This is a genomic window from Caballeronia sp. GAWG2-1 (assembly GCF_023631405.1).
GTDB lineage: Bacteria > Pseudomonadota > Gammaproteobacteria > Burkholderiales > Burkholderiaceae > Caballeronia.
On the sequence record NZ_JALQDD010000038.1, the window covers coordinates 358,136 to 373,087 of the forward strand.

Here is a 14,952-nt window from a genome sequence, read left to right on the forward strand (position 1 = left end):
AATATTGGCGGACTATCGTTTTCGCGCGTATTGGGCAAACGCGGGTTCAAGCGCATTTACCGCATTCATCAGATGTTCGGATTGGCGAAGCCGTAGCAGAGCGCCCCGAAAAGAAGGATTGTCACCGGCAAATCGACAAGCCTCATCAGCGCGATACGCTCGAGCATGTGCGCAGCTTCAATGCCCAATCATCTTGCCGAAGTCATTGTCGAGCCGCGCCAGCGAACTCGCGATATGCGCGCGATTGCTCTTGATCCACTTGTCCTGCTCGGCGATACGCGCATTCGCATCTTTCAGCATGCGCGTCATTTCCGAAGGCTGCGGGCCGCCCACGGTCGCGCGATCGTTCACGATCGCCACCGGGTCCAGCGTCGAGCGGAACTCGGCTTCGCTCATCGGAAAGTCGCCGGCGTAGGGCGTGCCTTCGACCGTTTGCCTGTAGATGCGCTGCGCGTCGGCGTACGGAAAGTCGAGCGGCTTGATGTCCTTCTGCCGCGCATATTCCACCACGTTCGACGCAAAATGATGGCCGACCCGGAACGGCAGTTTGTACTTGCGCATGAGGACATCGGCGACTTCCTGCGATGCCGTCCAGTCGCTATTGAGCTCTTCAAGTGCGCGGTTCGGGTTGATGACGAGCGAGTTCAGCACCTCGTCGAAGCCCTTGAGCGCTGCAATGCCGCTTTCGATCATCTCGTTGTTGGCCTTCACGTCCTTCGGATCGCTCATGCCCGGCGGCAGGTTATGCGCTTGCATCACGACGCCTTCCGCCTGCGAGATTGCCGTCGATGCGTCCGAGCGCGTGCGAATCAAAAGCCCCGGGTTACGCTTTTGCGGCATGGCGCTCGATACGTACGTATTGGCGCCGCCTTCCTGCAAGAGAATCCAAGGGCGCGACTCGGCGTATTGCGTCATCACGTCCTGAATGAAGGCGCCGGTATGCAGCGCCACGCTCGTGACGACCGCACCAGCCTCCACGGGTTCATCGACGGAAGAAATCTGCGACGCGTCGTACGCGTTGTCGACGAGCGCATTGAAGCCGAGATACTGCGCCATGCGCTCGCGATCCAGCGGCCAACTCGTACCGTTCAGCACTGTCGTTCCCATCGACGAACGGTCCACGCGCTTGTATGTCTCGCGAATTCGCTGCGCATCGCGGTCGAGGCCGGCGGCGAAGCCTAGCAAGTAATGGCCATAGCTGTTGGGCTGCGCGGCCACGCCGTTCGTGTAGTTCGGCACGACCACGCTCTTGTATTTGTCGGCGAGGCGCACGATGGTGGCGGTCGTGGTGTTGAGCTGATCGGCGAGATTGAGCAGGTCGTCGCGCAGGATCGCGGAACGGTAAGTCGCGTGCATGTCCTGACTGGAGCGTCCGGCGTGCAGTAGCGTGATGTCTTCGCCCGCGGCCTTGATCAGAAGCGGCTCGAAGGTAATGACGGTTCGCGGTCGCTTCGCGCCGGGCTGGTCGCCGTCGGCGATGACCTTGGCGACGCCAGCGGCCAGGCGCGGCGCCATCGATTTGTCGAGCAAGCCTTCGCTCGTGTTGATGACGACGGTCGCCTTGTTGATCTCGCCGAGCCAGAAGAATTCATCGTGAGGTGGAACCTGCTGCGCAAACGCCGGCAACACGGCAAACATGGCAAACACGACAGCAGCAATCGATGCGCGTCCAAGCAATCTCATGGTAGGAATTCGCGGATTGGAAAGTCGCGATTATAGGAGCGCAACCGCTTTGTTTGCTGGGCGCCCGGCCTGGACGGATTTGTTCCGCCTTCCCCGAGCGCCCAATTCACGCGTCACACCAATCCGTCAGTCAACTGCATCGACTTCGCCAGCGCGAGCGCCGTGTCGCCGTCGATAACGAGCCCCTTGACGATGCCACTGCGCAACAACGCAATCGTCGCGCGTACTTTTTCCAAACCGCCCGTCAGAAGCACGACATTGCGACCGCGTAATTCGTCCGTGGCGATGGCGACCGTCCGTTCGCTGAGCGGATGCTTGATCTCGCGGCCGTCGATATCGAACAGCTTGCCGAGCGAATCGCAGACGGCGCCGCTTTCCTGGATATTGCGCAGCTCGTCCGCCGTCATGATGTCCTGTGTCCGCAGCACCGATGTTTCCTCGAGTTCGCCCACGCTGATGAGATAAAGATCGGCATTCTGCGCGAGATGCATTGCGTCCTGCACGATGCGCTGCTCGAAAAAGACCTTCCGGTCCGCTACCGAATTGGCGATGAACGGAACGGGCAAAAAGTGCACCTCGCCGCCGGTCCGCGCCGCGAAGAACTGCACGACTTCGAACGGGTTCGATGTCGAGTTCCGCTTGAGCGACCCGAGCAGCGAGACGAATCGCGCCTGCGGATTGCGCACGCCCGCAAGCTGCGTCGCCACTTGTTCTATCGTGCGTCCCCAGCTCACGCCCACGGTAATGGGCCCGTCCAGCAGCTTGCCCTTCAGAAAGCTCGCGCCCGCCGCGCCGACCGCGCGCCGGCTGATGGCCGCGCGAATGCGATCCGCTTTGGGATCGGCGGGCCCGTCGGCGAATCCCAAGGCTGGCGTGGCAATGCAGAAGTCGAGGCCGAAGCAACGCGCAATGGCCTGTTCGACTTCGATATCGCGCGCGGATTCGTGGTTGATCGTCACGTTGATGAGCCCGCGATCGCGCGCCTCGGACAGCAGGCGATTCACGCGGCTGCGATGCAGACCGAGCCGCGAGGCCGTCTGCTCCTGATTCAAACCACCGACGTAATACAGCCACGCAGCGCGGACGATCAGCGCGTCGTCGGACTCGTGCGCAAGGTTCAGCTCCAGCATTTAGGTGTTTCCCCTCTGTTTATGCACACCATCTTGACAAAGCCCACCCCGAAAATCAAACTCATCACAAATGTCGCGCATGACGACAAATGTGCAAAACGATAGTTGGAGAGACGGAGACAGCATGAGCCACGTAATCGGCGTCGATGGTGGAACGGAAAGCATTCGTGCACGCGTGTTCGATTTGACCGGCTCCTGTCTTGGATCGGCCGCGCAGCCGTACGCCACGCAGTTTTCGGCGGGCGCGCGCGCCGAGCAGAATCCGGAAGACTGGTGGAATGCCATGGGCACGGCGGTTCGGCAGGCCGTAAAGGAAGCGGGTATCGCGCCCGCCGACATCGATGCCATGGCGCTAGCCACCACGAGTTGCAGCGTCGTCGCGCTCGACGCGCAAGGGGCGGCGCTGCGTCCGGCCATCATCTGGATGGATGTACGCGCCGAAGCCGAAGCCGCCGACGTGCTCGCCACCGGCGATCCGGCGCTCGTCGTCAACGGCGCGGGCGAAGGTCCGGTATCGGCGGAATGGATGATCCCGAAAGCATTGTGGATCGCGCGTCACGAGCCCGAGATCTACGAGCGTGCGGCGACCATCTGCGAGTATCAGGACTTCATGAACTTGCGGCTCACGGGCCGGCGTTGCGCGAGCCTCGATAACGCGTCGATCCGCTGGCATTACTCGACCGAGCGCGGAGGTTACGCGAAGAGTCTGCTCGCGGCGCTGAAGCTCGATTCGCTGCTCGACAAGTGGCCCGACGCCGTTATCGCGCCAGGCGAAGTGGTCGGCACGTTGAGCGCGCGTGCCGCCGAACATTTGCAGTTGCCGCAGGGCGTCAAGGTCGTGCAAGGCGGCGCGGATGCGCTCATCGGCATGATCGGAATCGGTGTTGCGAAGCCGGGACAAGTGGCGCTCATCACCGGGTCGTCGCATCTGATGTTCGGCGTCTCCGACCGCTCGGCCGCCGCCAAGGGCCTGTGGGGCACGTATGCCGATGCCGTCTATCCCGGCCGGCACATCATCGAAGGCGGACAGACATCGACGGGCTCCATCGTCAACTGGTTGCGGCGGCTCGCGGGCGGCAATCTCGATCTCAAGGCGCTCAACGACGAAGCCCGCGAGATCGCGCCGGGCTGCGACGGTCTGCTCGCGCTAGATCATTTTCAGGGCAACCGCACACCTCATGTCGATGCGCTCTCGCGCGGCGCCTTCGTCGGACTGACGCTCGCGCACGGCATGCCGCATCTGTTTCGCGCGACCATCGAAGGCATCTGCTTCGGCTCGCGCCTGATCTTCGAGCGCATGGCGCAGGCGGGCTTTCCCGCGAGTGAAATCACCATCGGCGGTGGCGTGGTCGCGTCCGACCTGTGGCTGCAACTCCATGCCGATATCGCGGGCTTGCCGGTGAGCGTGCCCAAGGCGAGCGAAGCGCCGTCGCTCGGCGCGGCCATTCTTGCCGCGACGGGCGTCGGCCATTTCGGCTCCATCGACGAAGGTATTTCGGCCATGGTGAAAGCGGGTCGCCGCATTGAACCGAGAGCAGCGGAAGCCGCCCGCTACGACGAGATTTACGAACGGTATCAGAAGCTTTATCCGGCCCTGCGCGGCTTTAGCGAGCGACCTTCCGCGTAAGCGAGGCCTGCCGAAGCCCGCACGCCGAGATACCGGTCCGCGCATTCATCGAGAACCCTCCAATCAGAGTCGAAACCATGCTTTCGCAATCCAAGCCTCCATTGCTAGACCTTTATCGCACGATGCGCCGCATCAGAACCTTCGAGGAACATGTCGCCGAGCTGTATGCGCGCGAGCTGTCGGCGGGGTCGATGCTGCATCTGTCCATCGGCGAAGAGGGCGCGGCGGCGGGTGTCGTCGGCGCGTTGCAGCCGCAGGACAGCTTCACGACGCACCATCGCGGCCACGGCATCTTTCTCGCGCGCGGCGCCGAGCCCAACCGGATGATGGCGGAAATCGGCGGCAAGGCTTCCGGGTACTGCCGTGGAAAGGGCGGCTCGATGCATATCGCCGACATGGCGTTGGGTCACCTCGGCGCGAATGCGATCGTCGGCGGCGGCATCTCGCATGTGGTCGGCGCGGGCCTGAGCTACAAGCTCCTGAAGAAAGATGCGATATCGGTGGCGTTCTTCGGCGATGGCGCCATGCAGCAAGGCATTCTCTACGAGAGCATGAACATGGCGGCGCTGTGGGACCTGCCGGTGCTTTTCGTGTGCATCAACAATCAATATGGCATGGGCACGCGGATCGACAAGGCGACACGCTCCACCGCCTTCGACAAGCGCGCCGAGGCGTTCGGCCTGCGCACCGGCATGGTGGATGGCGAGGATGTCGAAGCCGTGCTCGACGTGGCGGAAGACCTGGTCTCGGGCGCGCGCGCTGGCAAGCCCGGCTTCATGGCGATCTCGTGCTTCCGCTTCTTCGGTCATGGCCGCATGGACAAGAGTCCGTACCGCACGCCCGATGAAGAAGAAGTGGGACGCAAGCGCGACCCGATCGTCCGTGCGCGCGGCACGCTGATCGAGCGCCACGCGGTGACCGCCGCCGAGATCGACGCACTCGATGCCGAGATCAGCCGCGAGATGAGCGACGCGATCGACTTCACCGCGAACTCCGCCGCGCCCGCGCTCGACACCATGTTCGAGGATGTCTACGGCGTCGGCGAGCCGCAACCGGAATCCGTTCGCTCGCGTCTGGAACGCGTGCTGGCAAGGAGCTGATATGTCCAGTCTGACCAGAATCACTTACCGCGACGCGCTGCGCCAGGCGTTGCGCGACGCCATGCAGGCCGATGACACCGTCGTCGTGATCGGCGAGGAAGTCGGCGTGTACGGCGGCGCGTATGGCGTCACGAAAGACCTCATCAAGGAATTCGGCGCCGCGCGTTTGATCGATACGCCGATCAGCGAGCCCGCCATCGTCGGTGCGGCGGTCGGCGCGGCGATGACCGGCCTGCGACCGGTCGCGGAACTGATGTACGTGGACTTTCTCGGCATGACGATGGATCAGGTCGGCAATCAGGCCGCGAAAATCCGCTATATGTTCGGCGGACAGATCGGTGTGCCGATGGTCTTGCGCACGCAAGGCGGCACGGGCCGGTCGGCAGGCGCGCAGCATTCGCAGAGTCTCGAAGCGCTCGCCATGCACACGCCCGGCTTGCGCCTTGCCATGCCCGCCACGGCTTCCGATGCCTACCATCTGCTGCGTCACAGCCTGACCTTGCCGGACCCCGTCGTGTTCATCGAGCACAAGGCGCTCTATGCACGCAAGGAAGACGCGGACCTGACCACGCCCATCGCGCCATGGGGCAAGGCAGCGGTGCGGCGCAACGGCAAGGACGTCACGCTCGTCACGTATTCGCGCATGGTGTATGTCGCGCTCGAAGCCGCCGAGGCGCTGGCGCGCAATGGCGTCGATGTCGAAGTGATCGACTTGCGCACGCTCAATCCGCTCGATATGGAAACCGTGGTGGCGTCGGTGAATCGCACGGGGCGCGCGGTCGTCGTCACCGAGTCGGCTTCGACGTGCGGCGTCGCCTCCGAGATCGCGGCGCGTATCTCGGAGGAGTGCTTCGACTTCCTCGAGGATCCGGTGCTCAGGCTCGCGGGCGAAGACGTGCCGATCTCGGTGTCGCCCGCGCTCGAAAGCGCGAGTATTCCGACGGCGCAGCTCATCGTCGACATAATCTCGAACATGGTGCCGGCATGAGCAAGTCCCTGTTGCTGCCGCGCCTGGGCGAAACGATGGAGCAGGGGCGCGTGGTCGAGTGGTTCAAGAAGCCGGGCGAGTCTTTCACGCGCGGCGAGACGCTCGTCGAAATCGAAACGGACAAGACGGTCGTGGAGATGCCCGCGCTCGCCGATGGCGTGTTGCGCAAGATCGTCGCCGAAGTGGGCGAGGACGTCGATGTCGGCGGCATGCTCGGCGAATACGACGTGATCGGCGAAGAGAGCAGCGCCGTGCCCGAGGAGGCCGCCGCCGCCGCGCCTGCCGTTGCCGTTGCCACTGCGCCTGAAATGCGTTCGCAGGCAGCGAGCACCCGCCAGGACGTCACGACCGGCTTGCGCGCCACGCCTGCCGCACGACGCGTGGCGCGGCAAGGCGGTATCGCGCTCGACGACATCGCCGGAACGGGACGACGCGGGCGCATAGAACGCCACGATGTCGAAGCGCGCGTGAACGGCACGGGCTACGTCGGCGATGCAAATCAGGCGCGCGAAGTCTCGGCAGAAGGCGTGCTCTATCGCAATCTGCCGCGCGGTCGCGTGGCGTATCGCGAATGGCGCGCGCCGAACGCGAGCGGCGCCCCGCTCGTGCTGCTGCACGGTTTCTCCGGCGACGCGCAAGTATGGTCCGCGCTCGCAAGCCAGTTGCAGCGGCGTGGCAAGCACGTCATCGCACCGGACTTGCCTTCTCACGGCGCCACCGATTTCGACAGCGCCGACGTGGATGGCATGGCTGCCGCGATCGTCGCGCTGATCGAGGACTTGGGGCTCGGCGGCATCGAACTCGCCGGGCATTCGCTGGGCGCGGCGGTCGCCACGAAAGTCGCAACGGCGCTCAAGTCGAAAGTGCGGCGCCTGACCTTGATCGCGCCCGCCGGATTCGGCACGGAGATCGACGACGACTTCATCGACGGCATGGCGCACGTGCAAAAAGGCGGCGGGCTCATGCATCTGCTGCGCCGCTCCGCGCTCAATCCGCCGCTTCTGTCCGCGCAACAACTCGATCAGATGGCGGGCGCCATCAGCAAGCGCGGCGCGCTGGCGGCGCTCGCGGGCAATCTCGTCAGCAGCGGGCGTCAGCAGATCGATATCCGCTCCGAACTGTCCGCGCTCGACGCGCCTTCCCGCGTGATCTGGGGGCTCGACGATCAGATCATCCCATGGCAGCACGCGAGCCGCGCAGGGCCGGACATTCCCGTGCACTTCATCCCCCAGGCGGGTCACATGCCGCATTGGGATCAACCGCAGAAGGTGGCGGCGCTCTTCATATAACACGCAGTCGAATAGAACAGGAGACAAACATGGAAGACAGCAACAGCCAGGAACCGGAGTTCTCGCGCCGCCGTCTGCTCGGCATGGCGGCCGCCGTCGGCGGTACGCAGTTCGCCCAGATGCTGTTCGGGGCGACGAGCGCCCAGGCGCAAACGCCGGCATCGTCGCCGCAAGGCGGCAAGCCGCTGAAGATCGCGGTGGTGGCGCAGCAGATGTCCGCGCAATCCGACCAGCGCTCGTGGAACGGCCTGCAGCAGTGGCTCAAGAAGTCGGGTCTCGACAAGACCTGGCAGATCAAGCAGACCGATGCAAAGGGCGATCCGGGTCAGCTCGTGAGCCAGATCGAGGATGCGATCACCGCGAAGTCCGATGCCATTCTCGTGCTGTACGGCACGTTGACCGCGGCGAAGAGCGCGCTCGATCACCTCACGGCATCGAAGATTCCGTTCTTCAGTCTGGACTCGGGATGGCAGGCGCCCGCCATTGCGGACATCACCAGCAACAACTACGCAATGAGCGCGCAGACCTCGCAGTTCATGATCGATACGTTATTGGCCCAGGGCAAGACCAAGGCCAACATGTGCGCGATCATCGCGAACTTTCACCACGGTACGCGCAAGCGCGGCAAGGTGATGAAGACGGCCCTCACGGAAAACGAATGGATTTCGCTCAAGAACGAACGCGTGATCCAGTATTCCGGTTTCTACGAGGCGACGCAGAACACCGTCAACGACTGGCTCACGACCTACGGCAAGGATCTCGACGTGATCTGGTGCCCGTGGGACGAACCGGCCATGGCGGCGGCAGAAGTCGTCATGTCGCGCGGCATGCAGGACAAGATCATGGTGATCGGCCACGACGGGCATCCGACGGCACTCGACCGCATGCGCAAGCCGAACTATCCGTTGATCTGCACGACGGCGCAGGCCTTCGAAGTCTGGGGCGCCTACACCGGCTGGCTCATCAACGAGATCGTGGCGAAGGGTGGCGACGCGAAGAAGCTCGTGCCGGTTCCAACCGTTGAATTCCCCGCGCCTCTCTTGGTGCGCGGTGTGAATATTCCCGGGCCGAACGAGCCGACCTATAACGCGAAAGATCTCTACTACATCTATCGCGACCGCGCCGTGGCCGGCATGTGATGGGCGGCGGGCCGGCCGCGCGTATCCACGCCGGCCCGCCGTGTCAGGAGACAGACACATGAATGACAATCTGGCGAAGGGAACCCCTCGCCTGAGCGCCCGTGGCGTGGAAAAGAGCTTCCACGGCAACCCGGCGCTGCGCGGCGTCGATCTCGACTTGTGGGGCGGCGAAATGCTCGCGCTCGTCGGCGCGAACGGCGCGGGCAAATCCACGCTGGTCAAGATCATTTGCGGCGCGCAGCAAGCCGATGCAGGCACGCTCTCTATCGACGGCAAGCCGGTCTCGATGAAGAGCGTCGGCGACGCGCTCGCCTCGGGCATCGCGGTGGCGCATCAGCAGATCGCGGTCATCTCGACGCTGACCGCCGCCGAGAACATCATGCTCGGACGCGAACCGTTGAGCGGCGGCCTGATCCGCTCGCGCGCCTTGCGAGTCGAAGCGAGCCGCTTTGCGCAGCGCTTTGGCATCGATATCGATCTCGACCGGGAATGCGGCGATCTCACGCTCGGCGAGAACAAGATTCTCGACATCCTGAAGGCGCTGGTGAGCGAGCCCGCCATTCTGATTCTCGATGAACCGACCGCCTCGCTCACGCTCAACGAAAGCCGCAAGCTCTTCAGCTTTCTGCGCGATCTCAAGTCGCACGGCTTGTCGATTCTTTTCATCTCGCATCACCTGAACGAGATTTTCGAGCAGTGCGATCGCGTGGCCGTGCTCAAGGACGGCGCAAAAGTGCACGATGGCCTCGTCGCCGAAACGACGCTGCAGGAAGTGGTGCATCTGATGGTCGGCCGCAGGATCGAGGATCAGAACTGGTCGTCTTCCGCGTCTCGCGACACTGTCACGACGCGCATTCAAGACGCGCGCATCGGCAATCTCGATGTGCCCGATCTCGTCGTGCATGCGGGCGAGATCGTCGGCATTGCAGGCGTGATGGGCGGCGGGCAGACCGGCGTGCTGGAAGCGCTCGCGGGATCGATGAGCGCGAAGGTCACGGGCGAATGCATCGTCAATGGCAAACGCGGATTGCCGCGCGATGTCGCCGATGCAATCGGCCGTGGCGTGTACCTGGTCGCCGATGAGCGCTTGCGCAAGGCGCTCTTTCCGGGATTGACCGTCGAAGAGAATCTGATGACCGGCACGCTCGAACAAACGAGCCGCGGCGGCTTCATGCAGCACACGCTCATGCGCGGGCTCGCGCACGACACCGTGAAGCAACTGGGTATCAAGTGCAGCGGCATCGGGCAGGACGTGCTTCAGCTATCCGGCGGCAATCAGCAGAAGGTCGCGTTCGGCCGCTGGCTGATTCGCATGGGCCGAAGTCACGCGGCGAAGCATCCGCTGCTGCTGCTCGACAATCCGACCGAAGGCGTGGATGTCGGCAGCAAGGCGGAAATCTATGCGCTGATTCACGAACTGGTCAAGGCGGGCGCGAGCGTGCTGATTGCGAGCGCCGAGTTCGAGGAAATGCTCAAGCTATGCGACCGCATTTACTGCATCGCCGATGGCGTGGTGGGCGAATGTCTCGACCGCACCGAATTTTCCGAAGCAAGACTCTTGCTCGAGGTGAACTGAAATGAAAGGACAGACCTTGGCCGCCAAAAGATCCGAAGACCCCGCCGCTCACGCGCCACGCAGCTTCGACTTCAGTCATCTCGCGAGCCGCTGGGGCACGGTCGCGGCGGCGGTGATCATTTTCATCGCGTTCGCGCTCGGCACCGACCGCTTCGTGTCGATCGACAACATCAGCAATGTGCTCGTGCAGATCTCCGTGCTGATGGTCATCTCGTCGGGCCTGACCGTGGCAGTGGCGAGCGGCGAATTCGACTTGTCTATCGGTCAGGCAGCGAGTCTCGCGGGCGTACTCGTCGCCGGCATGCTCGTGCTGGCGCACTTGCCAGTGCCGCTTGCCATTGCAGTGGCAATCGTTTCGGGCGTCGTGATCGGGCTCGTCAACGGCCTGCTCGTGACCATGCTGCGCATTCCCTCGCTGATCGCGACGCTCGCGATGGGACCCATCGCGCTCGGCGTCAATTACGCGTACACCGGCGGCGATTCGATCTATGCGCAGATGCCCGACAGCTTCTACGCCATTGCCAAGGGCACGGTGTTCGGCGTGATCCCGATGCCTATCGTCATTGCGCTCGTTACCGTGTTCGTCTTTTACGTGCTGCTCAATCGAACGCGGCTCGGGCGCAGCGTCATCGCGACGGGCGCGAACATTCAGGCGGCGCGTCTGTCGGGCATCAAGGTGAACCGCGCGCGTGTCACGGCGCTCGTGCTGTCGGCGGCGGGCGCGGCGCTCGGCGGCGTGATGCTGACCGCGCGACTCGGCACGGGTCAATCCGGTGCGGGCGATGCTTACCTCATGGACAGCCTCACCGCCGTGTTCCTCGGCATGACCGCATTCAAGCCGGGGCGCGCGACCATTCAGGGCACGCTGGTCGGCGTCGTCATCATCGGCATGCTGGATAACGGCCTGAATCTGATCGGCGCGCCGTTCTATTTGCAGAACATCGTGCGCGGCATCGTGATGATCGCGGCTGTCGGGCTGGCGGTCTTACGCGGCGAGATTCGCTTCTTCCGCTAATCGCCTCACGTGCACGAATACATCACGAAACAAGGAGTCGGACATCATCATGAGCAAAGCATCGAATGGACGGGTGGCGCTGGTGACGGGCGCGAGCAGGGGCATTGGCCGGGCGCTCGCGTTGGGACTAGCCGACGATGGCTTCGATGTCGTCGTCAACGATATCGAACGGCAGCGCGATGCGCTCGAAGGCGTGGCAAAAGAGATTCGCGGCAAGTCGCGGCGCGCGTTCGCGCTCTATGCCGATGTCAGCGACAAACAGCAGGTAACGGACATGATCGCGGCGGCCATCGCTCAGGCGGGTCAGGTCGACGCCGTCGTCAATAACGCGGGCATTCTGATCGCACGGTCGGTGGATGAACTCGCCGAGCACGAATGGGACGCGGTGCTCGACGTCAACGCGAAAGGCACGTTCCTCGTGACGCAAGCCTTGTTGCCGCACATGAAGGCGCGCGGGTACGGACGCATCGTGAATATCGCGTCGATTGGCGGCAAGCATGGCGCGCCGCTGCAAGCGCATTACTCGGCATCGAAGGCGGCGGTCATGGGCTTCACGCGCGTGCTCGCGCAGGAGATCGGCCCGTTCGGCATCACGGCCAACGCGGTGTGTCCGGGCATTATCGTGACGGACATGGGGCGCACGAATCTCGAGGACCCTGCAATCGCGAAGCAGTGGGTCGACAAGACCGCGCTCGCGCGGCTCGGACAACCCGAAGACGTGGCCGGGCCGGTGTGCTTCTTTGCCTCCGATGCCTCCGCTTTCGTGACCGGACAATCGCTCAACGTGTGCGGCGGGATCGTGCTGAGTTGACTCGTTTCTCAAGGCAGATTCCATGTATCTCGACAAATTCAGACTCGATGGCAAGCGCGCGGTCGTAACGGGCGCGGCGCGCGGCATCGGCCAGGCGACAGCCGAAGCGCTGGCCGAAGCAGGCGCCGAAGTCGTGCTCACCGATCTCGATCCCGCCGCGCTCGCTGCCGCCGTCGATGCTTTAAACACGAAGGGCTTCGCGGCTCACGGCGTGCCCTTCGACGTGACCGATCCGGCCGCGCCGCAACGCATTCACGATGACATTGCCGCGCGTATCGGCGCGATCGACATTCTCGTCAACAACGCGGGCATCGCCATCTCAAACGAGCCGGCGGAGACGATGTCGGATGAGGTGTGGAACAAGGTCCTCGACGTGAATCTGAATGGCTTGTTTCGCTGTTGCCGCGCGTTCGGTAGATCGATGCTCGAACGCGGCAGCGGGGCAATCGTGAACGTCGGTTCGATGGCGGGGTTCATTGCGACGCGACCGCAGGAGCAGGCGAACTACAACGCGTCGAAGGCGGCCGTGCATCATCTGACGCGCTCGCTTGCGGTGGAATGGGCATCGCGCGGTGTGCGGGTCAACGCGGTTGCGCCGACGTATATCGATACCGATCTCGTCAGGAAGGTATCGATGGACCCGAACTTGCGACAGTATTGGGTAGGCGGCACACCGATGGGCCGCCTCGGACGCGTGGACGAAATCGCGTCCGTCATTTTGTTCCTTGCCAGCGACGCCGCAAGTTTGATGACTGGGTCCATCGTCGTGGCGGACGGCGGTTATCTTTGCTGGTGAGATGCGGTCGCTGTCTTCAGGTAACGCTCTGGCGCATCAAGCCTTGGCGGATGCGCGCGTCGTGGATTTTCAAGGTCAATCCTGCGCCGCGAACTGCATCATGCGCTGCCTCAAGTCTTCCGGCAGCGCGACCGAAGTCTGATCGTCGAACGAAAACAGCACGACGGTCTGCTCGATTTTCGCGCGCAACTCATCTTCGACAGCAGCTTCAAGACTGAGTTTGATCGAACTTCTGCCCAGATCGCGGACCTTCAGGGAGCAACGAAGCGTCTGTCCATGCTTGCTCGGCGCGACGAAATCCGCCTGAATATGCACCGTGGGAATGCCGAGTCTTTGCGTGCCGATGAAATGTGCGTAATCCACGCCCAGTCCGTCATTGAACCAGTCTTCGAGCACCTCATGGAACAGGACGAAGTATTGCGGATAGAACACGATGCCGGCAGGATCGCAGTGCTGAAACCGCACGAGCTTGTCGCAATGAAAGATCCTGTCTGTCGTCATGTCGCGGCTCCGGTCGAAAGTAGATGTCGGCGACATCATCACATGAGAGAAAAACTGGAGCTATCCTTGGCAATGCGGATGGCTTCATCGAACGATGCAGCCGTCGCCACGTGCCGATGGTTCACACTCACGAGCCAGCCCTCCGAGGCAAGGCACCAGCGAATCTTTCCGCTGTCCATCAGCGCCGAAAACCAGCGCCATAGGGAAGCGTCGTCCGCATTGGCGCACGCGGCCGCCAGCGCGCGCGTTTCGCGAAGTTGCTGAACGTCGATCATCGACGTCGCTTTCTTGGTCATGGTCGTGCTAGCGGTTGGCATGAGACAGCACCTCGTCGATCACAAGCTGGTTGCCGAGCGAATTCTCGAGCGTAAATGCAAGCGGTTCGCCCGGCCGAAGCACCGCCGCGCCGAAGTTTTCGACCATCGACTGATATTGATCGACATCGCCGAACTCGACGGTCTCCGCTTTGCCCGTTCCATCCAGACGGATATGAACCTTCGCGTCGCCGTACACGCCGGGGTTGAACGGCGCATCGAGCGAGAGCCAGCCTTTCGATCCATGAAAGATCATATGCTGGCGGCGCGCGAGTTGAGTGCCGCAGTAAAAGTGTAGATCGAAGCCAGCAAACGTGAGGTCGCAGACCGCGAGCTTGTCGGTGCCGTAACGCGGATCGATGGTGATGTCCGCGCCGATCGCAAGCGGCTCGAGACCAGTCACCATGCGCGTGGTGACGACCGGATAGACGCCGATATCACGCACACCGCCGCCGCCCAATGCGAGATCGTTTTTGAGTGCATGGGGATCGTCGTTGAAATACGTGAAGGAGCCTTCCACGAGCCGCAGTTCACCAAGTGTCCCGCGCGCGATGCACTCCTGCACGAACGCCCATTGCGGATGGTGCGCCACCATGAACGCCTCGCCACAGACGAGACCCGTCGAATCGCGCAGCGCGATCAACTCCCGAACTTGCGAAGCCGTCATGGCGATGGGCTTTTCGCACAGCACATGCTTGCCGGCGAGAAGCGCTTTTTTGCACCATTCGAAGTGACTCGCCGTTGGCAGCGGAATGTAGATGGCATCGACCTGATCGCTGGCGAGAACTTCGTCGTAACTTGCATATGCGTGTGCGATGTCGTGTCGTGCAGCGAAAGCGGCCGCGCGCTCGCGATCGCGTGCCGCCACGCACACCACGCGGCCATTGGACGACCGCTGAATGGCGGGCACCACGAACTTGTCGGCGATTTTCGCGGCGCCGAGCACGCCCCAACGAACTGTCTCTTGCATGATGATTGTCCCT

General features: G+C 63.0%; 14 protein-coding genes. 9 read left to right on the forward strand and 5 right to left on the reverse strand.

Going from position 1 to position 14,952, the window contains the following annotated elements; translation table 11 throughout:
* Window positions 1-177: 177 nt before the first annotated feature.
* Both NCR98_RS25915 and NCR98_RS25920 read right to left on the reverse strand, forming a co-directional pair.
* A complete protein-coding gene (locus tag NCR98_RS25915) occupies window positions 178-1,683 on the reverse strand; it encodes an argininosuccinate lyase (RefSeq protein WP_250527734.1) in 1,506 nt (501 codons plus the stop codon).
* Window positions 1,684-1,796: 113 nt separating this feature from the next.
* On the reverse strand, window positions 1,797-2,813 hold the full coding sequence (locus NCR98_RS25920) for a sugar-binding transcriptional regulator (protein WP_250527735.1): 1,017 nt from the start codon (window positions 2,811-2,813) through the stop codon (window positions 1,797-1,799).
* A gap of 124 nt (window positions 2,814-2,937) precedes the next feature.
* Here NCR98_RS25920 and NCR98_RS25925 point away from each other — a divergent pair, with 124 nt between their 5' ends.
* From NCR98_RS25925 to NCR98_RS25965, 9 genes are all read left to right on the forward strand, one after another.
* Window positions 2,938-4,440, forward strand: a complete 1,503-nt coding sequence (locus tag NCR98_RS25925) for an FGGY-family carbohydrate kinase (protein WP_250527736.1) — start codon at window positions 2,938-2,940, stop codon at window positions 4,438-4,440.
* 77 nt (window positions 4,441-4,517) lie between these two features.
* Window positions 4,518-5,540, forward strand: a complete 1,023-nt coding sequence (locus NCR98_RS25930) for a thiamine pyrophosphate-dependent dehydrogenase E1 component subunit alpha (protein WP_244830572.1) — start codon at window positions 4,518-4,520, stop codon at window positions 5,538-5,540.
* A gap of 1 nt (window position 5,541) precedes the next feature.
* Window positions 5,542-6,528, forward strand: a complete 987-nt coding sequence (locus NCR98_RS25935; RefSeq protein ID WP_250527737.1) for an alpha-ketoacid dehydrogenase subunit beta — start codon at window positions 5,542-5,544, stop codon at window positions 6,526-6,528.
* The gene (locus NCR98_RS25940; protein WP_250527738.1) at window positions 6,525-7,817 is read left to right on the forward strand and encodes an acetoin dehydrogenase dihydrolipoyllysine-residue acetyltransferase subunit; all 1,293 of its coding nucleotides are present in this window, start codon (window positions 6,525-6,527) and stop codon (window positions 7,815-7,817) included. Before NCR98_RS25935 ends, NCR98_RS25940 begins: the two co-directional genes overlap by 4 nt.
* 29 nt (window positions 7,818-7,846) lie before the next feature.
* Window positions 7,847-8,956, forward strand: coding sequence for a sugar ABC transporter substrate-binding protein (locus NCR98_RS25945; RefSeq protein WP_250469709.1), 1,110 nt, complete (start codon window positions 7,847-7,849; stop codon window positions 8,954-8,956).
* A 58-nt stretch (window positions 8,957-9,014) separates the two neighbouring features.
* The gene (locus NCR98_RS25950) at window positions 9,015-10,532 is read left to right on the forward strand and encodes a sugar ABC transporter ATP-binding protein (RefSeq protein WP_250527739.1); all 1,518 of its coding nucleotides are present in this window, start codon (window positions 9,015-9,017) and stop codon (window positions 10,530-10,532) included.
* A gap of 16 nt (window positions 10,533-10,548) precedes the next feature.
* Window positions 10,549-11,547, forward strand: coding sequence for an ABC transporter permease (locus tag NCR98_RS25955; protein ID WP_244830564.1), 999 nt, complete (start codon window positions 10,549-10,551; stop codon window positions 11,545-11,547).
* 49 nt (window positions 11,548-11,596) lie between these two features.
* Window positions 11,597-12,358 carry an SDR family NAD(P)-dependent oxidoreductase gene (locus NCR98_RS25960; RefSeq protein WP_244830562.1) on the forward strand — a complete coding sequence of 254 codons (762 nt, stop codon included), beginning with the start codon at window positions 11,597-11,599 and terminating at the stop codon, window positions 12,356-12,358.
* 22 nt (window positions 12,359-12,380) lie between these two features.
* Entirely contained in the window at window positions 12,381-13,154 is a 774-nt protein-coding gene (locus NCR98_RS25965; protein WP_244830560.1) for an SDR family NAD(P)-dependent oxidoreductase, read from the forward strand.
* A gap of 75 nt (window positions 13,155-13,229) precedes the next feature.
* On the opposite strand, the gene NCR98_RS25970 is transcribed toward NCR98_RS25965, so the two are convergent.
* From NCR98_RS25970 to NCR98_RS25980, 3 genes are read right to left on the reverse strand one after another with little or no spacing between them, the layout of a single operon-like run.
* Entirely contained in the window at window positions 13,230-13,655 is a 426-nt protein-coding gene (locus tag NCR98_RS25970; RefSeq protein WP_250527740.1) for an acyl-CoA thioesterase, read from the reverse strand.
* A gap of 38 nt (window positions 13,656-13,693) precedes the next feature.
* Window positions 13,694-13,972, reverse strand: coding sequence for a hypothetical protein (locus NCR98_RS25975; RefSeq protein ID WP_250469713.1), 279 nt, complete (start codon window positions 13,970-13,972; stop codon window positions 13,694-13,696).
* Complete coding sequence (locus NCR98_RS25980) at window positions 13,959-14,939, reverse strand: Gfo/Idh/MocA family protein (RefSeq protein WP_250494661.1); 981 nt, start codon at window positions 14,937-14,939, stop codon at window positions 13,959-13,961. Before NCR98_RS25980 ends, NCR98_RS25975 begins: the two co-directional genes overlap by 14 nt.
* Between the last annotated feature and the right edge of the window lie 13 nt (window positions 14,940-14,952).

Excerpts from the sequence above, each read along its gene's own strand:
- NCR98_RS25915 (WP_250527734.1), bottom strand. The coding sequence starts at position 1,683 with ATGAGATTGCTTGGACGCGCATCGATTGCTGCTGTCGTGTTTGCCATG.
- NCR98_RS25920 (WP_250527735.1), bottom strand. The coding sequence starts at position 2,813 with ATGCTGGAGCTGAACCTTGCGCACGAGTCCGACGACGCGCTGATCGTC.
- NCR98_RS25925 (WP_250527736.1), top strand. The coding sequence starts at position 2,938 with ATGAGCCACGTAATCGGCGTCGATGGTGGAACGGAAAGCATTCGTGCA.
- NCR98_RS25930 (WP_244830572.1), top strand. The coding sequence starts at position 4,518 with ATGCTTTCGCAATCCAAGCCTCCATTGCTAGACCTTTATCGCACGATG.
- NCR98_RS25935 (WP_250527737.1), top strand. The coding sequence starts at position 5,542 with ATGTCCAGTCTGACCAGAATCACTTACCGCGACGCGCTGCGCCAGGCG.
- NCR98_RS25940 (WP_250527738.1), top strand. The coding sequence starts at position 6,525 with ATGAGCAAGTCCCTGTTGCTGCCGCGCCTGGGCGAAACGATGGAGCAG.
- NCR98_RS25945 (WP_250469709.1), top strand. The coding sequence starts at position 7,847 with ATGGAAGACAGCAACAGCCAGGAACCGGAGTTCTCGCGCCGCCGTCTG.
- NCR98_RS25950 (WP_250527739.1), top strand. The coding sequence starts at position 9,015 with ATGAATGACAATCTGGCGAAGGGAACCCCTCGCCTGAGCGCCCGTGGC.
- NCR98_RS25960 (WP_244830562.1), top strand. The coding sequence starts at position 11,597 with ATGAGCAAAGCATCGAATGGACGGGTGGCGCTGGTGACGGGCGCGAGC.
- NCR98_RS25965 (WP_244830560.1), top strand. The coding sequence starts at position 12,381 with ATGTATCTCGACAAATTCAGACTCGATGGCAAGCGCGCGGTCGTAACG.
- NCR98_RS25970 (WP_250527740.1), bottom strand. The coding sequence starts at position 13,655 with ATGACGACAGACAGGATCTTTCATTGCGACAAGCTCGTGCGGTTTCAG.
- NCR98_RS25975 (WP_250469713.1), bottom strand. The coding sequence starts at position 13,972 with ATGCCAACCGCTAGCACGACCATGACCAAGAAAGCGACGTCGATGATC.
- NCR98_RS25980 (WP_250494661.1), bottom strand. The coding sequence starts at position 14,939 with ATGCAAGAGACAGTTCGTTGGGGCGTGCTCGGCGCCGCGAAAATCGCC.